At 67.0% G+C, this 24,212-nt stretch carries 24 protein-coding genes and 1 tRNA gene; 13 read left to right on the top strand and 12 right to left on the bottom strand.

Annotated features, from left to right (window positions below; all coding sequences use genetic code 11):
- Positions 1-75: 75 nt before the first annotated feature.
- The 3 genes from OS889_RS03075 (at position 76) to OS889_RS03065 (ending at position 3,405) form a co-directional block, all read left to right on the top strand.
- Positions 76-258: an HVO_0416 family zinc finger protein gene (locus OS889_RS03075; protein WP_372387167.1), complete on the top strand. Its 183-nt coding sequence runs from the start codon at positions 76-78 to the stop codon at positions 256-258.
- Between the two features lie 87 nt (positions 259-345).
- Positions 346-2,202, top strand: a complete 1,857-nt coding sequence (locus OS889_RS03070) for a UvrD-helicase domain-containing protein (protein ID WP_372387165.1) — start codon at positions 346-348, stop codon at positions 2,200-2,202.
- A 9-nt stretch (positions 2,203-2,211) separates the two neighbouring features.
- A complete protein-coding gene (locus OS889_RS03065) occupies positions 2,212-3,405 on the top strand; it encodes a M24 family metallopeptidase (RefSeq protein ID WP_372387163.1) in 1,194 nt (397 codons plus the stop codon).
- 13 nt (positions 3,406-3,418) lie between these two features.
- Here OS889_RS03065 and OS889_RS03060 read toward each other — a convergent pair whose 3' ends face one another.
- Entirely contained in the window at positions 3,419-3,664 is a 246-nt protein-coding gene (locus OS889_RS03060) for a DUF7533 family protein (protein ID WP_372387161.1), read from the bottom strand.
- A gap of 82 nt (positions 3,665-3,746) precedes the next feature.
- Entirely contained in the window at positions 3,747-4,580 is an 834-nt protein-coding gene (locus OS889_RS03055; RefSeq protein ID WP_372387160.1) for an NAD+ synthase, read from the bottom strand.
- A gap of 139 nt (positions 4,581-4,719) precedes the next feature.
- Here OS889_RS03055 and OS889_RS03050 point away from each other — a divergent pair, with 139 nt between their 5' ends.
- The 3 genes from OS889_RS03050 to OS889_RS03040 all read left to right on the top strand — a co-directional run bounded on the left by OS889_RS03050 (position 4,720) and on the right by OS889_RS03040 (position 8,187).
- Entirely contained in the window at positions 4,720-5,697 is a 978-nt protein-coding gene (locus tag OS889_RS03050; RefSeq protein WP_372387158.1) for a ketopantoate reductase family protein, read from the top strand.
- 33 nt (positions 5,698-5,730) lie between these two features.
- On the top strand, positions 5,731-6,528 hold the full coding sequence (panB, locus tag OS889_RS03045) for a 3-methyl-2-oxobutanoate hydroxymethyltransferase (RefSeq protein WP_372387157.1): 798 nt from the start codon (positions 5,731-5,733) through the stop codon (positions 6,526-6,528).
- 90 nt (positions 6,529-6,618) lie between these two features.
- A complete protein-coding gene (locus OS889_RS03040; protein ID WP_372387155.1) occupies positions 6,619-8,187 on the top strand; it encodes a DUF4097 family beta strand repeat-containing protein in 1,569 nt (522 codons plus the stop codon).
- Between the two features lie 46 nt (positions 8,188-8,233).
- Here the strand turns inward: OS889_RS03040 and OS889_RS03035 are convergent, their stop codons facing one another.
- The 4 genes from OS889_RS03035 to OS889_RS03020 form a co-directional block, all read right to left on the bottom strand.
- Positions 8,234-8,827 (bottom strand): DUF7344 domain-containing protein, encoded by a 594-nt coding sequence (locus tag OS889_RS03035; RefSeq protein WP_372387153.1) that lies wholly within the window; start codon positions 8,825-8,827, stop codon positions 8,234-8,236.
- A gap of 87 nt (positions 8,828-8,914) precedes the next feature.
- A complete protein-coding gene (locus OS889_RS03030; protein ID WP_372387151.1) occupies positions 8,915-9,532 on the bottom strand; it encodes a hypothetical protein in 618 nt (205 codons plus the stop codon).
- 61 nt (positions 9,533-9,593) lie between these two features.
- Complete coding sequence (locus tag OS889_RS03025) at positions 9,594-10,346, bottom strand: hypothetical protein (protein ID WP_372387149.1); 753 nt, start codon at positions 10,344-10,346, stop codon at positions 9,594-9,596.
- Between the two features lie 40 nt (positions 10,347-10,386).
- Positions 10,387-11,007, bottom strand: coding sequence for a hypothetical protein (locus OS889_RS03020; protein ID WP_372387148.1), 621 nt, complete (start codon positions 11,005-11,007; stop codon positions 10,387-10,389).
- A 340-nt stretch (positions 11,008-11,347) separates the two neighbouring features.
- Between OS889_RS03020 and OS889_RS03015 the strand changes: the two genes are divergently transcribed.
- Positions 11,348-11,704: a response regulator gene (locus OS889_RS03015; protein WP_372387147.1), complete on the top strand. Its 357-nt coding sequence runs from the start codon at positions 11,348-11,350 to the stop codon at positions 11,702-11,704.
- A 54-nt stretch (positions 11,705-11,758) separates the two neighbouring features.
- Complete coding sequence (locus tag OS889_RS03010) at positions 11,759-12,907, top strand: signal peptidase I (RefSeq protein WP_372387145.1); 1,149 nt, start codon at positions 11,759-11,761, stop codon at positions 12,905-12,907.
- A 49-nt stretch (positions 12,908-12,956) separates the two neighbouring features.
- Here OS889_RS03010 and OS889_RS03005 read toward each other — a convergent pair whose 3' ends face one another.
- Positions 12,957-13,979 (bottom strand): DUF5305 domain-containing protein, encoded by a 1,023-nt coding sequence (locus OS889_RS03005; RefSeq protein WP_372387143.1) that lies wholly within the window; start codon positions 13,977-13,979, stop codon positions 12,957-12,959.
- Positions 13,980-14,105: 126 nt separating this feature from the next.
- Between OS889_RS03005 and OS889_RS03000 the strand changes: the two genes are divergently transcribed.
- The gene (locus tag OS889_RS03000; RefSeq protein ID WP_372387141.1) at positions 14,106-15,686 is read left to right on the top strand and encodes a hypothetical protein; all 1,581 of its coding nucleotides are present in this window, start codon (positions 14,106-14,108) and stop codon (positions 15,684-15,686) included.
- Between the two features lie 33 nt (positions 15,687-15,719).
- On the opposite strand, the gene OS889_RS02995 is transcribed toward OS889_RS03000, so the two are convergent.
- Positions 15,720-16,583, bottom strand: coding sequence for a DUF7504 family protein (locus tag OS889_RS02995; RefSeq protein WP_372387139.1), 864 nt, complete (start codon positions 16,581-16,583; stop codon positions 15,720-15,722).
- Positions 16,584-16,738: 155 nt separating this feature from the next.
- Here OS889_RS02995 and OS889_RS02990 point away from each other — a divergent pair, with 155 nt between their 5' ends.
- The 3 genes from OS889_RS02990 (at position 16,739) to OS889_RS02980 (ending at position 18,945) form a co-directional block, all read left to right on the top strand.
- The gene (locus tag OS889_RS02990) at positions 16,739-17,302 is read left to right on the top strand and encodes a response regulator (RefSeq protein ID WP_372387137.1); all 564 of its coding nucleotides are present in this window, start codon (positions 16,739-16,741) and stop codon (positions 17,300-17,302) included.
- A gap of 58 nt (positions 17,303-17,360) precedes the next feature.
- Positions 17,361-17,431 (top strand) — tRNA-Gly (locus OS889_RS02985).
- A gap of 365 nt (positions 17,432-17,796) precedes the next feature.
- Positions 17,797-18,945: an ATP-binding protein gene (locus OS889_RS02980; protein WP_372387136.1), complete on the top strand. Its 1,149-nt coding sequence runs from the start codon at positions 17,797-17,799 to the stop codon at positions 18,943-18,945.
- Positions 18,946-18,969: 24 nt separating this feature from the next.
- Here the strand turns inward: OS889_RS02980 and OS889_RS02975 are convergent, their stop codons facing one another.
- The 3 genes from OS889_RS02975 to OS889_RS02965 all read right to left on the bottom strand — a co-directional run bounded on the left by OS889_RS02975 (position 18,970) and on the right by OS889_RS02965 (position 23,333).
- Complete coding sequence (locus OS889_RS02975) at positions 18,970-19,875, bottom strand: acyltransferase (protein WP_372387135.1); 906 nt, start codon at positions 19,873-19,875, stop codon at positions 18,970-18,972.
- 78 nt (positions 19,876-19,953) lie between these two features.
- Positions 19,954-22,647: a heavy metal translocating P-type ATPase gene (locus tag OS889_RS02970; protein WP_372387133.1), complete on the bottom strand. Its 2,694-nt coding sequence runs from the start codon at positions 22,645-22,647 to the stop codon at positions 19,954-19,956.
- Between the two features lie 92 nt (positions 22,648-22,739).
- Positions 22,740-23,333 carry an AsnC family transcriptional regulator gene (locus OS889_RS02965; RefSeq protein ID WP_372387131.1) on the bottom strand — a complete coding sequence of 198 codons (594 nt, stop codon included), beginning with the start codon at positions 23,331-23,333 and terminating at the stop codon, positions 22,740-22,742.
- 129 nt (positions 23,334-23,462) lie between these two features.
- Between OS889_RS02965 and OS889_RS02960 the strand changes: the two genes are divergently transcribed.
- Complete coding sequence (locus OS889_RS02960) at positions 23,463-23,663, top strand: heavy-metal-associated domain-containing protein (protein WP_372387129.1); 201 nt, start codon at positions 23,463-23,465, stop codon at positions 23,661-23,663.
- A 37-nt stretch (positions 23,664-23,700) separates the two neighbouring features.
- Here the strand turns inward: OS889_RS02960 and OS889_RS02955 are convergent, their stop codons facing one another.
- Positions 23,701-24,129, bottom strand: coding sequence for an SHOCT domain-containing protein (locus OS889_RS02955; protein ID WP_372387128.1), 429 nt, complete (start codon positions 24,127-24,129; stop codon positions 23,701-23,703).
- Positions 24,130-24,212 lie beyond the last annotated feature (83 nt).

Here is a 24,212-nt window from a genome sequence, read left to right as displayed (position 1 = left end):
TCTGGAATTTTCTGATTCTCACGGGGCGAAACGCGGCAGTACAACTAAGTATTGGTACGCCATACCATAGCGTGTATGGCCTCAGCACCGAGCTCCGACGATGCCCTGTTCGACCAGTTCCTCGACGACCGCGGTCACGATATGGAAACTGTAGAGTGGGAGACATCGTATAACAAAAAGCAGTGTCCGGAGTGCGGTGCGCTTCACGACTCCGCGGCGAACGACTGCGGCGTCTGTGGGTGGGATCCGCGGGCCTGAGTCCGTTCCTCGCGCGGCGCCGAACGGCTCCACAATTACGTTTTCGAAACAGGTAGTTTATCAGGTACAAGTGCGTGAACGTGTCCAATGAGCGACTCGGACGCGACGGTCACCCGGCTGTTCGGTGGCCCCGGCAGCGGGAAGACGACGGCACTGCTCGATCGAGTCGACGGACTCCTAGAGCAGGACGACATCACGATTCGCGACATCCTCGTCGTCTCGTACACCCGTGCGGCGGCCGCCGAGGTGCGCGAGCGACTCGCAGAGCGGCTCGACGTGAGCCCGCGGGCGCTGAAGGGCAACGTCGCGACGATGCACGCGAAGGCCTACGAGCTGCTGGACCTCTCGCGCAACGATGTCGTCGGCGAGAGTGACAAAAAGGAGTTCTGCGAGGACTACGGCATCGAGTTCGAAGACGAGTACGGCGGCGCCGGCCGCCGGACCGCCCGGTCGACGACGATCGGCAACAAGATCATCGCGACGAGCCAGTGGCTCCAGCGGACCCGCCGAGACGTCGCCGACTGGTACGACGTCCCCTTCCAGTGGAACGTCGACGAGGTGCGGCTGCCGCCGGAGATCGACCCGAACGCCCAGGAGGGCAACAAGTACACCCCGACGTGGCCCTCCGACGACGACCGGATCGACGTGCCGGACGTGATCCGCGCGTGGCGCGCCTACAAGGGCGAACACGGCCTCGTCGGCTTCGCGGACATGCTCGAACGCGTGAAGCAGCGCTCGCTCGTCCCCCACGTCGACTACCTCGTGATCGACGAGTTCCAGGACATCACCACCCTCCAGTACGATGTCTACGAGGAGTGGAAGCCGCACATGGAGCGGGTCCTCATCGCCGGCGACGACGACCAGGTCGTCTACGCCTGGCAGGGCGCGGACCCGAACCTCCTCTTGGACGCCGAGCGCGACGAGGACGAGGTCCTTCCGAATTCGTACCGCCTCCCCTCGCGCGTCCTGAACGTCGTCAATCAGGAGATCCGCCACATCGACAAGCGCCAGGAGAAGGACCTGAAGCCCCGGAAGGAAGGCGGGGTCGTCGAGGGGATCGACTCCCCGTCGATGCTGGACCTGGCGCGGAACGTCCGCTACACCATCGAGCAGGGCGACGACGACGAGACGATTATGGTGCTGTTCCGCGCGCGCTACCAGCTGTTCCAGTTCATCGACGAGTTCCTCCCGCTGGGGATGCCCTTCTCGGCGCTCACCGACCAGCGGATGTGGACCGACCGGCTGACCCAGTACGTCCGCGGCATCGAGGCCCTCGATCGGGACGAGCCGCTGGACGGCCTCCAGGCGCGCCGGCTCGCGGACATGCTCCAGGACTCGGCGTTCGGGACGAACGACCGCGACGAGCTGTTCGACCGCATCGACGACCTGAAAGAGGAAGCGGGCGTCGAGGACCTGACCGAGATGACGGTCGACCCCGACGTCATCAACGAGTTCGCGCCCTTCGCGCCCGACGCCGACTCGGCGGGCGACATGCTCCGGAAGGTCACCTCGTTCCAGCGCAACTCCGTCGAGGCGTACTTCGACGGCGAATACAGGGGAATGGATCCGAACCGCGTCCGGATCGGGACGATCCACTCGGCGAAGGGTCGCGAGGCCGACCACGTCTTCGTCGCGACCGACCTGACAGAGAAGGTCGTCGAGCAGATGGCCGCCTCCGTCGACGACGAGGAGGTGGCGGGCGTCGAGGAGTTCACCTCCAGCACCGACCCCGTGCCGATCCTCACCGACAACGAGCGCCGGGTCTTCTACGTCGGGATGTCGCGGGCGCGCGAGCGGCTCGTCCTCCTCGAGAACCTCGTCAGCGGCGCGCCGACGCTGCCGGTGAGCGTGCTCCTCCACAACGAGATCCGCGACGAGTCCGTCGAGGACCTACTGGAGGCGGCCCAGGAGGGCGAGGCGCCGGCGCCCGAGCCGGACGCCTGACGGCGAAGCGTGCCCGGAGACGACCTCCCCGAGCGGCCCCGGATCGACGACGGCTTCGTGGAGGATCTGCTGGCCGAGCCGGACGAGCGCGGCGGCAGCGACGACCCCGTCGGCTTCGTCGCGGTCGGCGACGGAGCCGACCCCGATCTCGGATATCTGACGGGGTTCGACGGCCCCGAGCGCGAGTACGCGTTCGTCCGCGTCGCCGACGAGCGGGTGCTGTGTGCGCCCCAGGGGTACACGGAGCGCGCCCGCCGACAGTTCGACGGGCGCGTCGCGACCGAGAGTCTCAGAGCCCCGCCCGGCGAGCGCGCCGCGGCCGTCCTCGACGACGCGCTCGGCACGCGTTCGGACGCGGACGCGACCGTCCTCACGCCGGCGACGATTCCCCACGATGCCGCCGTCTACCTCGAACGCGCGGGCTACGAACCCCGCTCGACGAACGCCGTCCGAGCGGCGCGAGCGACGAAGGCCGAGAGCGAATGCGGCGCGATCCGCGCCGTCCAGCGGGCGGGAATCGGGGCCGTTCGACACGCGGAGTCGATTCTGGCGGCGGCCGACGTCGCGGACGGCGGGCTCCGCTGGCGGGACGAACCGCTCACCGCCGAGCGGCTCCGGCGGGAGATCGACGCCGACCTCGCGCGGCGAGGGGTCCGGAGCGCCGGCAACACGGTCGTCTCGGCGGGCGCGACGACGCCCGACGGCGAGGCGGCGGACCCGGAGAGCGCGATCCGGCGGGCCGAACCGATCCGGATCGAGGTCGCCCCGCGCGGGCCGCACGGCTACCACGGCGCCTGTGCGCGGACGCTCGCCGTCGACAGCGACGGCGGCTGGGAGCGGCGGGCCTACGTCGCGGTCGAGGCCGCGCTCGACGCCGCGCTCGGCGAGATCGAACCCGGCGTCGACGCCGCGACCGTGGCCCGCGAGGCCGACGCCGAGGTGGCCGCGTTCGGGTTCGATCCGGGCGGGAAGTCGGCGCGCGGGCCGCTCGCGACGGTCCACGGAATCGGGCTCTCGGCGCGGGAGCGGCCGTTCGCGAGCGGTGCGGAGCTACGGCCGGGAACGGTGCTGGCGGTGGCGCCGAGCGTCGTCGATCCCGACGAGGGCTGTGTCAGACTGGGAGCGGCGGTCGTCGTCACGGAAGACGGATACGAGAAAGTGGGCGACGGCGAGCCGTCGTTCGCGCCTCGGCGCGACGAGTAAAGCGGAGGAGGCGTCAGTTCTCGTCGTCCTCGGGCTCTTTGACGACCGCGCCGACGACTCGCTCGGCCGCTTCGCCGGGGAGGTCGCTCGGCGTCGTGAGGTACTGCGGGAGGACGACCATCCCGACGGCGACGACGACGGCGCCGGTGCCGAGGAGCGTCTCGCCGGCCGCGAGCCGGGAGAGGCCGAAGACGGCGACGGGCGCGGCGAAGATCAGCGTGGCCGCCAGCTGGAGCGTCCCGAAGATTCCGAGTCGCATCGGCGGAGCATCGTCGGTCTCGGGCTAAAAGCGTCGCGGTCGGGCAGGGGGCGGCGCGGAACGGACGCGCAGAGGGGAGTGATCAGCGGTGCAGCGGCTCCGGCGCGGGCGGCATCGACCGCTTGTGGGCGCTCCCCTCGTAGAGTTCGACGACGCGCTCAATCTGGTCTTCGGTGACGTCCAGCTGCCGGACCGTCGCGGCCACGGAGAGCGGGCCGTCGACGTGGAGCGCGAGGACGGCGTCGAGGGTGTCGTAGTCGAGGCCCATCTCCTCCTCGTCGGTCTGGCCGGTCCACATCTCCGCGGAGGGCGTCTTCGTCACCAGGCGCTCGGGCGCGCCCAGGTGGGCCGCGAGCTGGCGGACCTGCTGTTTGTAGAGGTTCCCGATCGGGTTGCAGTCGACCGCCTGGTCGCCGTACTTCGTGAAGTAGCCCGTCAGCGCCTCCGAGCGGTTGCCCGTCCCGAGGACGACCTTGCCCTCGTGGTTGGCGACGAAGTAGTTCAGCACGGCGCGGGTGCGGACGTAGACGTTCCCCGCGGCGGTCCGGTCGTCCGCGGCCTCCGGGAACGCGTCGAAGAACGTCTCGGCGATGGGCTGGATCTCGACGACGTCGTACTCCAGCCCCAGCTCCTGGGCGACCCACTCGGCGTCGCTCATGTTGTCCTCGGTGTTCGCGACGCTCGGCATCACGAGCCCGTGGACGTTCTCCGGGCCGAGCGCCTCGGCCGCCAGGTATGCGACGGTGGTGCTGTCGATGCCGCCCGAGAGACCGAGGACGGCCCCTTCGGCGCCGGCGGCCTCGACGGTGTCTGCGATGAACGAGGCGAGGTGGTCGGCGGTCGCTTCGAGTTCCGACTCCGAGAGGCGGAGGTCGAGCGGTGCGTCTGCTTCGAGGACCACTTGGTCCGTAGTCATCGGTAGTGAGTACCGCCTCGAGACACTAATACCCACCCGTCCCGGCGGATCTGTGGACACGTGTACACTTTTCGCGGAGGACGCAGGCGGCGGGAGCGGCGGGCGGAACGGCTTTTTCGGTCCGCGGTGTGGCCCCGATATGGAGATCGTCGTCTTCGGCGCGGGGAGCATCGGGAGCCTCCTCGGCGGCCTGCTGGCGTGCGTTCCCGACCACGACGTCACCCTCGTCGGCCGGGAGGCCCACGTCGACGCGGTCCGGCAGGAGGGCCTCCGGATCACCGGTCGCGAGGCGTTCACGGTCCGGCCGGACGCGACGACAGACGGGACCGGCCTCGCGGCGGACCTCGCGCTCGTGACGGTGAAGGCCTTCGACACCGAGAGCGCGGCCCGCGAGCTCCGGACCGGCGACTTCCGGGCAGTCTGCTCGCTCCAGAACGGGATGGGAAACGAGGACGTGCTCGCAGGCGCCCTCGACTGCCCGGTCCTCGGGGGGACGACGAGCTACGGCGCGGTCCGGGAGGCGCCCGGCGAGGTGACGTGGAACGGCGCGGGCGACCTCGTCGTCGGCCCCTGGGAGCCACGCGACTGCGACGGCGTCGCCGGCGAGGTCGCCGAGGCCTTCCGCGCCGCGGAGATCGACGCCGAGCGGGTCGACGCCGACGGCATCCGGAAGCGGCTCTGGGAGAAGCTCGCGGTCAACGCCGCGATCAACCCCACGACCGCGCTCGCTCGCGCCGAGAACGGCGCGCTCGCCGCCCCGCCAGCGGCCGACCTCGTGGCGCCGATCGCCCGCGAGGTCGCCGCGACGGCTCAGGCGGTCGGCGTCGACCTCGGCGAGGCGGAGACGATCGAGGCGGTCGAGGCGGTCGTCGACGCGACCGCGGAAAACGAGTCGTCGATGTGCCACGACGTCCGGCGTGGCCGGCGGACCGAGATCGACGTAATCAACGGGTACGTGGTCGAGCGGGCGCGTGAGGCCGGGATCGACGTCCCCACGAACCGGACGCTGTGGACGCTGATCCGGGCGTGGGAGGCGGGACGGGGACACGGGGAGAGCTCCGACGACGGCGACGGCGACGGTGACGGTGACGACGACGGAGACAGCGACGGAGCGTAGCCATTCAAGGGCCTCCTCGGGAATGGATGAGGTATGGTCACAGTCGCGGACCTCCGGGAACAGGACGAGCCGATCACGATGCTCACGGCCTACGACGCCCCGACGGCAGAGCTCGTCGACGAGGCGGGGATCGACAGCGTGCTCGTCGGCGACAGCCTGGGGAACGCGATGCTCGGCTACGACTCGACGATCCCGGTGACGATGGACGACGTCGCGCGGGCGACCGCGGCCGTGGCCCGCGCCGTCGACGAGGCGCTCGTCATCTCGGATCTGCCGTTCCTCTCCTACGGCGTCGATCCCGCCGAGAGCGTCGCGAACGCCGGCCGGCTCCTGAAGGAGGCGGGCGCGCAGGCGGTCAAGATCGAGTCCGGGCCGCACACCGTCGAGCTGACAGAGCGGCTGACCCAGGTGGGGATTCCCGTGATGGCCCATCTCGGGCTGACCCCCCAGCACGTCCACGGCATCGGCGGGTACGCCCGCCAGGGAACCACCGAGGAGCAGGCCGCCGAGATTCTGGACCTCGCGGAGGCCCACCAGGAGGCGGGCGCCTTCGGGCTCGTGATGGAGCACGTGCCCCGCGAGGTCGGAGCCGCGGTGACGGAGGCCCTGGAGATTCCCGTCATCGGGATCGGCGCCGGCCCCGACACCGACGGGCAGGTACTCGTCGTCAACGACGCCGTGGGGCTCTCGCCGTCGGTGCCGTCGTTCGCGAGAGCCTTCGGCGACGTGCGCGGCGAGATGCGCGACGCGATCGAGGCGTACCGGGACGCGGTCGTAGAGGGGACGTTCCCCGACGACGACCACAGCCACAGCGAGGGCCTCGATCTCTGAGGGCGGGATCGAGCGGGCTTCCCGCCGCGAGACGTGTCTACCAGTCGAAGTACACAAGACAATGCGGTGTGTAGCTTCCCGTAGATCCTGATGCAGCGGTCGCTCCAGTACATCGGGCTGTCGCTCGTCATCCTCGGCGCGATGCTCACCATCGTGCCCACGGGGAGCTTCAGCACCATCGCGGGCGACCGGCCGGTCGACGTCGCCGTCGCCGGCGACAGCGAGGCGTTCATCGCGATCGACGGGACGAACAACGTGGTGACCCAGCCGGGGAGTTCGACCACGGTGGCCGAACTGGAGAACAACCTCGACTCCGGTGCGACCGTCCAGTACGAGGCGAGCGTGAGCGTCGGCTCGCTCTCCGTCGCGAACCCCTCGGAGACGGTGACGATCCCCCAGGGGGGGACCACGCCGATCGAGGTGTCGTGCGTCCCGCCGAAGGGCGGCGCGGGCACGGCGACGCTCACCATCGACGTGATCGAGGCGGAGAGCGACTCGGCCACGATCACGGGCGCGACGCTCGAAGCCCCCGTCGAGTACGACTGTCCGGGCCGGAGCGGTGGCGGACCGCCGGATCCGGGCGAGCCGCCGGGCGATGCGATCGCCTACATCGACGGGAACGAGGACCTCTCGTTCAACGAAGGCGACCAGATCGTCGAGGACCTGGCCTCCTTCGACAACGACAGCGCCGCCCTCGTGATCGCCGGCGGCGGCGAGACGATCGACTTCAGGAACGCCCAGGTAGACATCGAGGCGAAGTCGGTGGTCGTCGACGAGACGACGCTCAAGACCAACAAGCAGCTCAAGATCGAGGCCGACGACGGCACGGTCTCGTTCCGCGACTCGACGATCGACACCAAGAACGGCCAGGTCGACCTCAAAGCAAAGGAGATCACGGCGAGCGGGACGACGATCACGAGCAACAAGCAGATCAAAGTCGAGTCCGAGTCCGAGGCGCTGACGCTCACGGACTCGACGGTCGACTCCAAGAACGGGCAGGTCGAACTCAAAGGCCCCAGCGTCGACGCGTCGGGGTCGACGGTCACGACCAACAAGCAGGTGAAGCTCTCGAGCGAGTCCGGCGCGCTGACGCTCACGGACGCGACCGTCGACTCCAAGAACGGCCAGATCAAACTCAAGGGCTACCCGATCGACGCGAGCGGCGCGTCGATCACCACGAACAAGCAGATCGACGTCGAGTCCGAGTCCGGCACGCTCACGCTCACGGACTCGACGGTCGACTCCAAGAACGGCCAGATCAAACTCAAGAGTCCGAGCATCGACGCGGACCGCGCGTCGATCACCACGAACAAGCAGATCAAGCTCACGGCGGAATCGGGAGCGCTCGACATCACCGACGCGACGATCCAGAGCAAGAACGGCCAGATCGAACTCAAATCGAACGCCGAACTGCTCGCGAGCGGCGCGGTCATCGACACCAACAAGCAGATCAAGCTCACGTCGTCGGGCGATATGACCCTCGACAACGCCGAGATCAGGTCCAAGAACGGCGAGGCGTCGCTCACGCTCAATCAGGCGTCGGCGACGCTCGCGATCGACGGAGCAGTAATGCAGGACCGGGATTCGACGGTCGTCTACAGCCCCAGCGGCATCACGGTGAACGGGACGCCCGCGCAGGGGAGCGTTCAGGCGGGCTGAGAATCAGGACCGGTCGGCGTTCGACGTTCGTCGTCCCGGTTCGCCCTCACGGCGGCCGTTCGAGGTTCTCGAAGCGGTACTTGTGATTCACGTAGGCGTGGTATCCCGCAGAGACCGCGAACATCGCGATGAGGACCGCGGGGTACGCTAACACGGGGATTCCGTCGGTCGGGAGGAAATCGACCCACAGCGCCGCGAGCACCACGAGCGAGAACGCCGACAGCCCGAGGTAATACATCCCCCACGACACCGAGTTCGCGGGGACGATATCCAGGTAGATATCCAGGCGCTCGATGCGGTCGCTGAGTTCGATCTCGCTGCCGTCGAAGTCGACGACACCCGCACGATCGAGCCGCGGGAGGTGTGTCTGCTGCAGCGAGGTGTAGGTCGTCTTGCGCTCGGCGGAAGTGACCTCTGCGACATCCTTGTCGTGTTCCCAGGCGGCGACCTGTTCGGCGAGGTCCGAGAGGGCGACGGGGCCGTCGGCCTGCTTGCAGTAGTGGATGGCGTACCGACGGCGGTGATTGCTCATCAGATCGAAGATCTCGTCGCGCTGCAGTTCAGTCTCGTCGTCGGACTCGTCGCTGAGGCCAGTATCGACTTCCCCTTCGGCCAACTCCTCTGCGCTGCGTTGTCCCATCGACTACCGTTCAATTTTAGCAATGCCTACATATAATCTGTCCCCGAATCTCGGGTGGACGATAACTAACTTCGTCCAGCAGTCCGACTACTCCTCTGTCTCGACGATCACGCGGAGCGTCGCCGAGAAATCGTTCGGGTCCGGGAGATCCGAGAGGGAACTTTCGCCGCTGTCGGGAATGAGATCGACCTGAACGCCGAAGGGGACGGACTCCTCGCCCGACGAAAGTATGCCGTCAGCAGCGGACTCGGCATCGCTCACCGCCAAGAGATCGTCGCCGGACTCACCGGTCGTCGTCAGGGTTTCGGATCCGGCCGTGACCGATAGTGTTTCTTCGATCTCCGTGGCATCACTCGAACTGAGCGTGTCGCTTTCACTTTCGACCACGAAATCGAAGTACAATCCCGAGAGCGCTACGCTGCTGACGTTGTGTACTTCGACAATATCCTCGAAGCGTGTGATGGCGTATTCGTTGAGGCCAGTGTCGTTGCCGGGCGTGAGTTTCGTGACAATGCCGTCGTCGTTTGTTTCGACGTGGATCGGAGGGTCGTTGACAGCTCGGAGTTCGATATAATTCGGGGCTACGACGGTGAAGGAGGCAGTAGAGTTGGATGAAGTTGCAGTGAACGCTGCCGTCGAACTGACAATGCCGCCGCTGATCGCAGCACTTCCAAGGCCAGCGATGAGTTGACGGCGGGTAAGCATTATCTAGAGGAATTAGGTCCGGATTACGCTTAAATGCCGAGCGTATCCGACGTTGAAAACTCTATTGTACCGTTGTTTCGTTAGCTACAGCGGTAACTTCATTAACAAATTGAGTTGACTCAGCGACTTCATCAAAGTCCCCGTCCGAATCAAACGGTCCCTCCGCAGAATTATTGCTGAAGTTACCGGGTTCAAGATCATATTCGTCAGGAACGAACTGGGCGTCATAGTCCAAAGAGACCTGCGCAGATCCACCCGTATTAATGACTATTGGGTTGATGCTGCTGAAGCTTTTATTGCTGAAATCACCATTGGAATCCGGTTGAATTTCTTCAGACACAGTTCGGCTGCCATTGCCAGAATCATACCTAAATTGATATATTTCCTCGATGTCATCTCCACTAACGTTCGAGATACCACTGAACACGAATCCTACATTATAGGCGACATTATCAAGATTATTGACTTCAATAATATCACTAAATGTCGGGTCGCTGCCACTATTGTCAGTGGTGGTATACACCTGTAATTGAACCATACCCGGTCCAGTGCCACTAACTGCCGCTATTGGCATTTGATCCACATTTGGTACCGAGTTGAATGTGCCTCTTTTTATATTCCCGCTAGTGCTTCCGGTGGTCGAGGGCGCACCATCACCAGGAACAATCTCAATATCTGCGTCTTGATTCTGTGTGACGATTGACATCGCTGAACTACTGCTGGTCGATGTCGCGTCAAATGCGCCCGTCCCAAGCGCTGTCCCAGTGCCGATTGCGAGCGTGCCGAATGCCGTGATGACTTGTCTGCGTTTCATATTTGATTTGAAATTTGTGTTGTATAAGCTTGGGGAATGATTACGATGTAGGCGTATCCGTCACGCCCTGATCGGCAGTTGATTCGTTTGCGACAATAGTGATTTCGTTTGCGTCAACCCCACTAATACTGTCATCGCGAGTATCCACACGGACATCCAAATATGCTGTCTCGCCAACAGCGAGATCTGTAGTAGAGCCATCGAAATCGCCGGCATTGTTGGAAACGAGTACTTCTATATCAGCAACATTACTATTTCCAGAATCTCCATCATCAACTGTGACAGTCACACTCCCGCTTGCACTCGCACTGTCGGCTGCCTCTGTTGACAGACCGATCGTAGCCGTACTCTCGTCGGCAGCGTTATTCGTGATCCGAATCACTCCCGCGAGCTCTGTGACAGCCTCATCATTGAATCCCGAATCCGCGTCCGTGTTGCCTCCATCTGCATCGAGATTGATTTGCAGGGCATCATTGTCACCACCCTGGACGTACGAACTGTCGTCTTCAATCTGTAAGAACGCGTCCGCATCTCCTGCTGTACTTACGTCTACGGACCGCTCCGCACTAACGGTAGTGAACGCGCCCGTACCGACGAGCGCGCCGCCGCCGCCGACCAATGCTCCGAGTCCGATCAGTATGTTGCGTCTGCTGAGTGCCATAGTTGTGTGCTCCTTGGCGCGGGGGCCGCGCCTCTACCTATCCCTTACCACTACACCCACTTTGTATTCCGTCGCTTGAAGCAGATTCAAGCCGAGCGTGCGAATCGAAAGGCCGGCTTGTAACCGTCGAAACGGCGCTTAATCGTCGATTTATGGCGATTTGTGGTCCGGTATGTGGGCCGGATGGAAACAGCGAACGATGACCGAGGGGATAGTTTCAAGTCCAGCGGGTCGTTATCCCCGATAATTGCGTGCGGTGTGTTAGCGATTCGTAGCACGCCTCCGGACCGAGACGCGTCGGCTTGGAGCACCACGCGGTCGGCGAGGAGCCCCCACCGAGATGGCAGACGTCCTGATCGCCGAAGACATCGGTATGCAAGCAACCCTCATCGAGCGGTATCTCCGCGGCGTCCACGACGTCGTCGACATCGTCACGACGGCGGACGGGGCGGTCGAGGCGGTCCGCGAGAACGGGGCCGACGTCGTCGTGATGGACCTCAATCTCCACGAGGGGACCGGCATCGAGGCCACCGAAGCGATCAAGGAGATCGATCGGGGCGTCGGCGTGGTCGTCAGCACCGTCGCCGCCGACGCGGACGTGCGCGAGCGCGCGCTTGAGGCGGGCGCCGACGTGTACCTGGTCAAGCCCTACAACCAGGACGAGCTCTTGGAGGCCGTCGAGTCCGCCGCGCCGTAGCGTCGGCGGCGTCGCGGATCAAGCGTTATACCGATCGGCTTCCTATCGGCGCGCGTGAAGGTCTCGAAAGTCCTGGAGTACGCGGTCTTGCTGCTGCTCTTTGCGGCCGTCGGCGCGATGCTGTTCGGCCAGGCGGCCGGCCAGCCCGTGCTCTTGGGCTACGTCGAGACCGGCAGTATGGCGCCCACGATGAACCCCGGCGACGGCTTCGTCGCGGTCCCGATGGCGGTCGCGGGGCCGATCGAATCCGGCGACGTGGTCACGTTCCAGGCCGAGGAACTCCACGGCGGCGGGCTCACGACCCACCGGATCGTCAGGGAGACGGAGGAGGGCTACATCACCAAGGGCGACGCCAACCCCTTCACCGACCAGTCCGGGGCCGAACCGCCCGTCTCGCGGGACCAGATCGTCGCGAAGGCGCTCCAGGTCAACGGTCAGGCGGTCGTGCTCCGAAACCTCGGCGTCGCCGTCGTCACCGTCCAGGAGTTCGCCACCGGGGCGATGGCGGCGACCGGGATCGGGGCGCTCTTGGGCGGGGGCGGGTCGGCGCAGTCGCTCGTGTGGGTCGGCGTCGCCATCATCGCCGTCGGCTTCGTCGTCGACGCGGTGACGAGCGACCGGTCGACCGGCGGGCGGAACAGGCGCCGCGGGAACTACATCAAGACCTCGACGTTCCTGCTCGTGCTCGTCCTCATCGTCACGGCGCCGGCGACCGCCAGTATGGTGTTGCCCTCGGGGACGACCTCCTTCGACATCGTCAGTTCGGAGTCGCCGAACGACGACCCGCTCGTGCTCCCCGTCGGGGGACAAAACTCCGTGGAGTACACCGTCACCAACGACGGCTACGTGCCCGTCCTCACGGTGCTCGAACCGCAGAGCGACGGCGTCAGGGTCTCGCGGTCGGCATTCGTCGTGAACGGGCGCTCCGAGCAGACGACGCAGCTGCTGATTTTGGCGCCCGAGGAGACGGGCGCGTACACGCGGAGCATCTCACAGTGGCGGTACCTGCCGATCCTCCCGCGGTCGCTGCTGCTCTCGCTGCACGCCGTGCATCCGCTCGCCGCCGTCGCCGCGATCGACCTCGTCCTGACGCTGGGCACGGTCGCGAGCGGGCTCATCGCGGTCGGCATCGGCCCGATCCGGATGCGCTCCGAAAAGCGGAACGTCACGTTCGTCCAGCAGCTCAAGCGGCGGTTCCTCTGAGAAGACACCGGGATCGGCTGTCGATACCGAGAGGGATTTCGCCGCCGACTCAGATCTCCAGCCACTCGCCGGCTTCGACGTCCTCCAGCGCGTAGTAGTAGATCTCGGAGCTGTCGATCACCGCGTAGGCGTCGATCTGCGGGTCGTGGATGACCCGGCGGTTCGTGTCGATCGCGACGTCGACGAGGTCTTCGAGGGTGAGGATCGAGATGTACTGCTTCTCGGAGTCGGTGGGGAACTGCCCGCGGGAGATCCACTCCTGGTGTTGGTCGTGGGCGATGCGCGTCCGCAGCTCCTCGGGATCCACCCGGTCTTCGACCCGCGTGACCGCGGCCGCGGCGCCGACCATCAGGAGCCCGAGGACCGCGAGCGCGCCGTACTCCACGGGGCTCGGCGGTTGGGTGATCTCCCGGGTGACCGTCGTCGACTCCGTGCGCTCGGCCGAGAGCGCCCCGTCGACGTAGTAGGAGTTCCCCGAGATGACGAAGGGGACCGTCGACTGCAACGACCCCTGGTACGCGTCGGTGCTGTAGGTGACGTTCATCTGGAGCCGGAGCTGGAACTGCCCGGCGTTGCCGACCTCCTCGACGAGCACCGCGAGCTCTTGGGAGACGTCGGAGACGTTCACCGTGGCCGTCGTCGAGACCCGGCCGTCCTGGACCTGCCGGGTCGTATCCACGATCGACCGCTCCGAGCGGTAGAATGGCTGGTCGCCCCGAAGGCCGACGAGCTCCAGCGACAGCTGCTGGTGGACCTCCACCTGCTGGTCGGCGGGGACGCTCGTGTTCATCGCGAAGGTGAGTTCGGGCGAGATCCCCGTGAAGTACACAGAGCGGTTCTCGATCCGTTCGCCCTCGTCGTACAGCGGGGTCGCCTGGGTCACGAGCGCGCTCTCGTCGACGCGCGTGCTGAAGGTCTGCTGGTCGGTCTGTTCTGTCAGCGTCTGGGTCGTCGGCGTGACGAACACGTAGCCCGCGCCGGCGAAACAGAGGAGGCCCAGAACGAGCAGCACTCCCGCGATGAGGCGGACGTTCTCGCTGACGAACAGCTTGGCTCGGTGTTCAAACGCCATCGGTGGGGAAGGGAGGGGGACAGACAGGGATTACGCGACAGCCGAGCGGAGCCATATCGCCGGATTACCGCTTTCGCAACAAAACTTTTGTCGTCGCTGTGGTTATATGCGTCAGGAGCGCCTTGAATGTCCGACGAATTCCCTGGTGGCGACGACTCCGCGAGCACGTCCTTTGAGGCGTGGCTCGACCAACAGGCCGAAAGCCAGGGAATGTCGCGCGAGGAAGTCTTCGAGCAGCTCGTCTCGTCGTACTGGACGCTCAACGAGATGACCCAGCTGCTCGACGACTCCGGCGGGGCCGGAGCGCCGATCCGCAGACGCGATGCGGCCCCCGGAAGCGGGGGTCGATTCCCCGACGGGGACGGCTCCGAGACGGGACAACCGAGTAACGGATCCGCGCCACGGCGCCGCGACCAGCCCGACGGAGAGCACGGCGAGGCCGACGACGACTCACGGGCGGAGGCGACGCCGACGGCCGCCGACCTCGAAGAGCGGATCGACGACCTCGAATCGGAGTTGGAAGCGCTCGAGACCGGCCTGGAGTCTGAAGTCGAACACGGACAGACGCTCGATCAGCTGTTCGACGCCCTCGCGGAGCGCCTGAGCGAGGTCGAGTCGGAACTCGACGAGGTGGCCGCGAGCGCGGAGTCGACAGAGACGGCACTCACAGGGCGGATCGAGGCCGTGGAAGCGGACCTCACGGATCGACAGGCCGCGCTGGAAGACGAACACGAACAGGTCGAAGCGTGGCTGGACGCGGAGTTCGACAGCCTCCGGACGATCCTGGAGTACCTCCTCGATCGGACTGACGGGCTCGAACACGAGATCGAAAGCACGGGGTCGCGCCAGGAGCGGGAGCTCGAACGGCTCCGCGAGGAGTGGGACGCCCTCCAGTCGATCAAACAGGAGGCCGCAGCCCACGACGCGCACGCCGGCGAGTGTGCGGCCTGCGGGGAGGAGATCGATCTCGATCTGCTCGCTCGACCGTACTGTCCGCACTGCGACGCACCGCTGTCCGGCGTCGAGACCGAGAGTCGGTGGTGGCTCTTCACCGACACCGTCGTGACGACCGCGAACGACGGACGCGACGGGGGCCGGTCGGCGACGGGGGAGCGCTCGGGACCGCTGCCGAGTGGAGAGCGGACCCGAGAGGAGCGAGAGCCGAGGCGGGGTCGCTCTGACGACCACGGGACGGGCGCACCGCCGACGGACGGACCGACAGAGCCCGCCGACGGGCTCGACACCCCACCGGAACTGGACGAAACCGTCGGCGATCGGGCCTCCGGAGGTCCCCCGTCGACCGCGAGCGACGACGCGGACGCGAGCACGGAGCCGGGAGGTCGAAGCCGTGACCGTCGACACAGCGAGGCCGACAGCACCGACAAGAGCGACGCCGACGTCGAGCGGCCGCCGGAGTCGATCGACCTGGAGACGCCCTTCGGCGACGACGGATCCGCGCTCGGCGGAGGGAGCGAGGTCGACGAACGGCGGGCGGACGATCCGGCGGACACGACAGACTCGACGGCGTCGACGGGCTCGGACGACGGCTCCGGGTTCGAGTTCGGCGGGACAGCGGACTCGGGGGACGCGAGCGACGGGCCGACGTCTGACGCGTCCGAGCGCGACGCGGAGCCGACACAGAGCGACAGTCCGTTCGGCGACCTCGAAGAGCTCCGGCGCGAGGAGAACGGCGACGGCGACACGTAATGGCCGGCGGCCAGGTCCTCAGGTAAAGCTCGGCTACAACAGCGAGACGGAGCCGTCCTCGTCGAACTGCAACACCGTATCGAACAGCGACTCGAAGGTCCCGACGTCGGGGTCGTCGTGTCGGGTGGGATCGAGGTGGAAGTGCGCGCGCGCGCCGGCGGCGCGGACCCGACCCCGAAGCACGTGGAGGAATCGAAACACCCGCTGGCGGTCGTCGTTCAGGCGGAGCAGGTCCGACAGCGAGTGAAAGCACAGCCGCGTCTCGCCGGGCGCCTCCTCCCAGTTGGAGAGGAGTTTGCTCGTCACGATACCGATCCGGCGGAGGTCCTGCGGACTGGAGACGGTGCGGATGTCGACGGGGCCGTCGTACTGCTCGTAGTTGACCTCGCGGTTGTAGTTCCGGACGTCGACGACGGCCGTCTCGCCGACCGGCCCCGAGAGGTAGTTCTCCAGGACCGAGAGCCGCTCGCTCGGCGTCTCGGTGATCGCGATCACGAGCAGATTGACCGGCCCATCGTCCGAAGAAGACATCAGCCGCGAGCAGAGGCTCTCTTCGGCCGGGACGTCTCCGGGACCGCTGAGGAGGACGTTCGCGGCTTCGCCGGTCAGCTCCAGGACGGCTTCGGTCTTGGGGTCCAGCGGCTCGCCGTCCGCCGCGTCGCCGGAGACGAAGTCCCACTCCGCGAGGTCCGCGTCGTCGACGTCGGCGCCGGCCCCGCGCCGTCGGCTGATCGAGTCGGCCAGGTCCGAGAGCGTCGGCTTGGTGCCCTCGTCGGCGTCGTCCCTGCCCCTGTCCGTGTCGACCTCGGGGTCGTCGTCGAGCCGATCGGCGAGGTCCGAAAGCGACGAGGAGCGGTCGTCGTCGACCGCGTGGGACTCGTCCTCGTCGTCTCGCATACCGGACACTACTGGAGGCGGACTATAAATCTTGACGTCCGGAATCGTCGCAGAACGGCGCGTGGATAGGTCAGAAGACGGAGACGCCACGAGCGCTCGGCGGCCGGAAGAAGACTTATTTCTCCGACGACCCATAATGTAGTAGAGCCAACACAATGGCCGACCGTCCGAACGTTCTGATCGTCGACGACGAGCGCGACCTGGCCGACCTGTACGCGGCGTGGCTCGCGGACGACTACGCCGTCGAGACGGCCTACGACGGCGAGACCGCAATCGAACGGGTGGACGAGTCAGTCGACGTGGTGCTCTTGGACCGTCGGATGCCGGGGATGTCGGGCGACGAGGTGCTCCAGAAGGTCCGCGCGGAGTTCCCGGAGTGCGCCATCGCGATGATCACGGCCGTCGATCCCGACTTCGACATCCTGGAGATGGGCTTCGACGCCTACATCACAAAGCCCGTCGAGGAGAGCCAACTCGGGGACGTCATCGACCGACTGCTTCGCCGGTCGGAGTATACGGAAACCCTCCGGGAGTTCTTTATGCGCCTCTCACAGCGGGAGGCGCTGCTCGCCGAACTACCGAAGTCGGAGCTGGAGTCCGACGAGCGGTTCCAGAGCCTGGAGGCCGAAATCCAAGAGCTCAGAGCGGAGTCGGAGTCGCATATGGAAGAGCTGAGCGGCGACGACTTCGAGGCGCTCTTCTACCGGCTGGACGCGTGAGACGGCGATTCGGCGTTCCGTCATCCTTAAGTCGAGGCTGTGGCTCTGTTTCAACTGCGCGCCGGTGGTCCAGTGGTAGGACAGTGGCTTCCCAAGCCACTAGCCCGGGTTCAATTCCCGGCCGGCGCACTCCCCGCGGTCGTTTGCCGGCCGACGTCCCCCTCACTCACTCCGTTCACTCGCGGGACTCCCGGCCGGCGCATAAGGGCGCTAACGAGATATTTTACGGCAAATAAGTTATGAAATAAACCAAATGGACCATCGACGTTACGCTGAGCACCTACTTCCCTATCGCGGTATGGCTATTCACCACTCCTGTCAGGACCATTAGGAGAGAGGATCGACGTTCGACCGTCGAGGTCGGTGGATATCGGGCGCTGGTGTAGTGAATGGCCGAGGAAACGAAACCCCGCTTCGAGAACGGAATCCACCGAGTCGCAGTCGGCGGGTTCGTCCGGCACAATACTCATCACTGGCACCGTCGATGTGTGGGTATGGATCGGAGAGGTCGGGACCCATATCCGTGGCTCATTGTCGGGTACGGCGCGGCGTTGTTCCTGGTCGCGCTCGTCCACTACAGGCAAGAGGCCAGAGCCCTGCGCAGCGTGGGCGGTCCGGTCGCCGCGTTCGTGCTGGACAGCGTGCCCGCGCTCGCACTCGCGTACGTCGGGTACTGGCTCTCCAAGCGGGGGCTCTCGGCCGCGGACCACCGCCGGATCGCTCAGTGGTGTGTCGGCGGGAGCGCGCTGTTCGTCGCGGCGATCGGTGCGACCTTCGTCGTTCGGCTCTTCGAGGGACGGATCCCTGCCGAGCCCGTCTTCCCGCTGTTGATCGCGGCCGAGGCCGGGGCGCTGGCCGGCGTCGTCGCCGGGTACTACAACGTCCGGGCGCTGCGGGACGCCCGCCGGGCGCGGACCGTCACCGACGCGCTGACCTTCGTCAACAGCCTCATCCGGCACGACCTCCGCAACGACCTGAACGTGATCCGCGGCCACGCCGAACTCCTCGCCGACGACGAAAGCGGCGACCCGGCCCGCGGCCCCGACTCCTCCGCGGTCATCGAAGAGAAGTCCGCGGAGGCGCTCACCCGGATCGAGACCACGCGGGCGATCACGAACACGCTGATCGGCGAACCCGACCTCGACACGGTCGATCTGGCCTCGATGGCCGCGGAGATGGCCACACAGACCGAGAACGCGTTCGATGTCCCGGTCGTGACCGACCTGCCGGATCGGGCGCCCGTCACCGCGAACGCCGGGCTGCGGTCGGTCGTGGACAACCTCCTCGAGAACGCCGCCGAGCACAACGACGCCGACGAGCCCGAGATCGAGGTCGCCGTCGAGGCGGAAGCCGCGGCTGTCACGCTGCGGGTCAGCGACAACGGGTCGGGGATTCCAGACGCGGAGAAGGAGGCGCTCTTCGAGTCGCCGCCGGACGGCGACGGCGGCGGACTGTCGCTCGTGCGGACGCTCGTGGACGGCTACGGCGGCGACATCCGCGTCGAGGACAACGAGCCCACCGGGACGACGTTCGTGGTGACCCTCCCGCGGGCCGACGCCGCCGGAGACGGCGACGCGTTGCGGCCGAGCGCCGGTGCCTCTGAAGGACCGCCCGGGGACGACGGGCGGGAGTCGTCGGAGTAGGGGCAAGCCGGCGGCGTCGGAGCCTCAGGAGCGGTCCGGCGGCGTCAGGTCCCGCTGGAACTCGTCGAAGGCGTCGAGGTCCTCGGGCAGGTCGTAGTCGATCCGTCGTTCCTCCTGTCGGTTCGGTAATCGATCCTCGACGGGATCGGCTGCCGACTCCCAGCCGTCCTTCACTTTCAGGCTCTTGGCGGGGATGCCCGCGGCGATGTGGTGGTCGGGGACGTCGCCCTGGACGACCGAGCGCGCGCCGACGATGGCGTTCTCGCCGACGCGACGGCCCGCGCGGACCATCGCGTCGTAGGTGACGCGGGCGTCGTCGCCGACGATCGTGTGGTAGTTCGCGACCCGCGTCTGGTCGACGGTGTCGTGGTCGTGGCTGTAGAGGTGGACGTCGTCCGAGATCGACGCGCGGTCGCCGATCGTCAGCTTCCCGCGGTCGTCGAGGTGGACGTCGTCGTGGATGACGACGTTGTCGCCGACGGAGATGTTGTGCCCGTAGGTGAAGGTGATGCCCTTGAAGAAGCGGCAGTCGTCGCCGCACTCCTCGAAGAGGTGCTCGGCGAGCATCTGCCGGAACCGGAGCGCGAAGGCGACGTTGTCGGCCATCGGCGTCGCGTCGAACTGCCGCCAGAGCCACTGAAGGTACTTCGAGCGCTGGAATCGGTCGTCGTCCTTCTCGGCGTAGTACTCCGATTCCAGCGTCGCGTTGCAGGGGTCATAGCCCTGGAGCCGAACGCGCTCTGCGGGCGAGATCTCCTCGCCGGCCTGCCAGCGGTCGTACGCCTCTCTGTCCCCGTGGAGGTCGACGAGCGTCTCGGTGACGACGCGGCAGGTGTCCTCGTCGGAGGCGAGTCGCTCGTCGACCTCGTCGATGAAGGCCTGGACGTTGGCTTCCGCCTCCGCAGGGAGGGAGACGTTGACTTTGGTCATCGACGCCGGGTTCGGACTCCGACGGCAAATCCGTTCGGATGTGCGCAGGAATCGACCGACCGGATCGGAGGAGTCCGATCAGTTCCCGCCCCGGAGGAATCCGAGGAGTCGGTAGTCGTGGTCCGGCGTGTAGCGCCGGAAGAGCAGGCTGTTTGTCAGCACCGACACCGACGACAGCGCCATCGCGCCCGCCGCGAGGATGGGCTGGAGGAGCCCAAGGGAGGCGAGGGGGATCATCGCGGTGTTGTAGCCGAGCGCCCAGAAGAGGTTCTGCTTGATCTTCGCGAGCGTCCCCGCGGAGATCCGGATGGCCTTCACCACGTCGGTCGGGTCGTCGCGCATCAGCGTCACGTCGGCGGCCTCGATGGCGACGTCGGTTCCGGAGCCGATCGCGGTGCCGACGAAGGCGGCCGCCAGCGCGGGCGCGTCGTTGACGCCGTCGCCGACCATCATCGCCTTCCGCCCGTCGGACTGGATCGACTCCACGGCGTCGGCCTTCTCCTCGGGGAGGACCCCCGCGCGGACGTTCGCGGGATCGATGCCGACTTCCTCGGCGACGGCGCGCGCGGTCCGCTCGTTGTCGCCGGTGATCATATGGACGTCGACGCCGCGTTCGCGGAGGGCGGCCACGGCGTCGGCCGCGCTCGGCTTCACGGTGTCGGCGTCGGCGACGACGCCGAGGACTTCGCCGGCGTCAGCGTCGCTGGCCGCATCGGCCTCCTCGTCGCCGTCGCTGGAGACCCGCCCGACGAGCATCGCGGTCTTGCCCTCGGATTCGAGCCGCGCCATCGCGTCTTCGGCCGGCGTCGGATCGATCCCGGCGGCTTCGAGCAGCCGGCGGTTACCGACCAGGATCGTGTCCCCGTCGACCGTCGCGCGGACGCCCTGCCCGGGGACGTTCTCGAAGTCCGTCGCCTCCGGGAGGTCGATGCCGCGTTCTTCGGCGCCCTCGACGATGGCGCGAGCCAGCGGGTGCTCGCTGTGCTGTTCGACCGCGGCCGCGAGGCGCAGGAGGTCGGTCTCGGCGTCGGAGCGCTCGGTCTCGGCCTCGTCGCCGGCGTCCGTCGCGTCGCGCTCGCGGAGTTGCCCGCCGTCGGCCGCCCGCTCGACGGGGACGACGTCTGTCAGCGCCATCTCGCCCTCGGTCAGCGTCCCGGTCTTGTCGAAGACGACCGTGTCGACGTCGCGGACGCGCTCTAAGATGTCGCCGCCCTTGAACAGCACGCCGTTCTGCGCGCCGATAGAGGTCCCGACCATCGTCGCCGCGGGCGTCGCGAGTCCGAGCGCGCAGGGACAGGCGATGAGCACGGCGGAGGCGAACACCAGGACGGCGAATTCGAGCGTCGAGACGGTGCCGCCCGCGACGGCCGGGCCGCCGGCGACGACGCCCCACAGCGGGAGCGCCTCGACGACGCCCGCGAGCTGGGCCGGGAAGAGCGCCCAGACGGCGGCCCAGAAGAGCGCGTTCGCGATGACCGCGGGCACGAAGTACGCCGAGATCCGGTCGGCGAGGTTCTGGATCTCCGGCTGGCGCGACTGGGCCTCCTTGACGGTCTGGACGATCTGCTGGATCGCGGTGTCGGCGCCGACCTTCGTGGCCTCGACCACGAGGACGCCGTTCTGATTCACCGTCGAGCCGACGACCTCGTCGCCCGGCGCCTTCGAGACGGGCACGGACTCGCCGGTCACCATCGACTCGTCGACCGCGGACTCGCCGTCGACGACGACGCCGTCGGTCGGGATCTTCTCGCCCGGCCGGACCTTCATCCGGTCGCCGACTTCCACCTCGTCCAAGGGCACCTCGCGCTCCTCGCCGTCTTCGACCAGCGTGGCCGTGTCGGCCTCCATCTCAAGCAGGGAGCGCAGCGCCTCGGAGGCCTGGCCCTTCGAGCGCGCTTCGAGGTAGTTCCCGAGCGTGATGAACACGAGGATGAGCGCGGCCGTATCGAAGTACAGCCCCGCGTTCGGGAGGATCCCGACGAGCGCGATCACCGAGTAGAGGTACGCCGTCGTCGAGCCGAGCGCGATCAGCACGTCCATATTGGCCGTGCGGTTCCGCACCAGGGCGGTGTAGCTGTTCTCGTAGAACTCCCGCCCGAGGACGACCTGCACGGGCGTCGCGAGCGCGAACGCGACCCAGCCGAACGGCAGGCCCGTCCCGGGGACCGTCTCGGGGAGGAGGTCGGGCGCGAAGAGGTGCGCGGCGAGCATCGCCAAGAGCGGCAGCGAGAGCGCGGCCCCGAAGAGCGTGAGGCGCTTCTGCCGCCGGATCTCGGCCTTGCGGGCGGCGTCGCGGGCGTCGCCGCCGGAGTCGGACTCGCCCGAGTCCCCGTCGGGGCCTCCCTCACCGCGCTCTCGCACCGGCGAGTAGCCCGCCGACGCGATGGCGTCGTAGAGGTCGTCGAGCGAGGCGTCGGCGGGGTTGTAGGTCACGGACGCCTCGTCGGTCGCGAAGTTCACGTCCGCCGAGAGGACGCCCGGCGTCGACTCCAGCGCCCGTTGGTTCGTCTCCGCGCAGTTCGCACAGGACAGGTCCGTGATGGCGATCGAGACCGTCTCCGAGACGGGATCGTAGCCGGCCTCGGCAATCGCGTCGTAGATCGCCGACAGCGACGCCTCCTCGGGATCGTAGGTGACGGCGGCCTCGTCGGTCGCGAAGTTGACCGCGGCCTCCTCGACGCCGTCGAGGGCCTCCACGGCGCCCTGCACCGTCTGCGAGCAGTTGGCACAGGACATCCCCATCACGTCGATGTGGTCGGTTCGTGTACTCATTGTCCTAGTGTACGGGTCCCTCTCTTACGCCGATTTCCCCTTTCGGATCCGTACTCGCAGCGGTCCCGAACTTTCGAATCGAAAGTGCCGAGCTACGCGGCGTCGGCCTCGAACCGCTCGTACCGCTCGCGGAACTGCGCCAGACAGGAGGGACAACAGAAGTGGTAGCGCTCGCCGCCGAACCGCTCGCTGCGGCCCTCGCTCGTGACGGTGTTGCCGCACTCCGCACACGACAGCGCGAACTCCGCGCCGCCGACCGCCGGGCTCCACTCGACGTCGCCGACGACGGTCACCGCGTAGTCGTCGACGCGCGAGAGGTCGACGAGCCGGTCGAGCTGCTCGCGGACGGCGTCGGCGCGCAGGCGGCCGTGGAACACCACGTCGCCCTCGGCGGTGACGAAGACGTGCTCGACCGGCTCGGCCTCCAGGACGTCGTCGCGGACGTCGTCGACGGCGTCGGCGGGGAGTTCGAGCGTCACGAGCACGGGCACGCCGGCGCGGAGCTGCGAGCGGTCGACGTCGACGGTGAACCGCCGGATGACGCCGGATTCGCGCAGGCGCTCCACCCGATCGGAGACGGCGGGCGGCGAGAGGTCGACCCGCTCGGCGATGTCGCTGTACGGCCGTCGCGCGTCTTCCACCAGGAGTTCGAGGATCCGCACGTCGATCTCGTCGAGCGTGGACATACCGGGAATTAACCCCGAGGTCGTAAGTCAGTTTCCCGCCTGCCTTTCGTTTCCAAAGCGAACCCCGGGGGAGAATCCGAACCACGAAAACGAAAATCGGCATAGACGGGCAGCCCCTAGCGAGAGGCGATGACGACGCGTACGATCACCGTCGAAGGGATGAGCTGCGGCCACTGCGAACAGACCGTCGAGGAGGCCTTGGAGTCGGTCGCGGGCGTCGAGTCCGCGACGGCCGACCGAGACGCCGAGTCGGCCACGGTCGAGGGCGACGCCGACGTCGATTCCCTCGTCGCGGCCGTCGACGACGCCGGCTACGAGGCGTCGGCGTAGCGGCCGAAGGGCCGAGACGGCCGCCGTGAGCGTCTGATCACTCGTTTTCGAGGCGTTCGCGGCGGCGCTCGTACTCCTCGTCGGAGAGGTCGCCGCGGGCGTAGGCCGTCCGCAGTTCGCGGATGGCCGGGTCGGCGCCCGTGCCGTCGACATCGCCGACGCCGTCGCCGACGACGGCGCGGTACAGGAGGTACCCGCCGCCGACGAGGGCCGCGAGCACGAGGAGTCGCCACAGCGCGGCGAGCAGGAGCCACCACCAGCCACCCGCTCCCGCCGTCGCACCGTCCATCATCCAGCCGCCGTGCATCGGGCCCCACGTTCCGCTACCCATTCCGCCGGTCATTCCGGCGCCCATTCCGCCCCAGCCCATCGCGCCGCCACCGACCAGGAGCGGCGCGAGAAACACCAGCGCGGCCAGGGCGACGACGCCGCCGACGAGCCACCGCGTGGAGTACTGTTGTGTCATCGGTCTCACCGTGATATTGTACGCACTCCACACTTACCACGATTACCACTTCGACTATGAGGTTTTGATAGCTAATTCAGTTT

Source organism: Halobellus sp. MBLA0158 (genome assembly GCF_041477585.1).
GTDB lineage: Archaea > Halobacteriota > Halobacteria > Halobacteriales > Haloferacaceae > Haloquadratum > Haloquadratum rubicundus.
The sequence above is the reverse complement of the archived record's forward strand: the minus strand, read 5'-3'. Positions and strand labels throughout refer to the sequence as shown.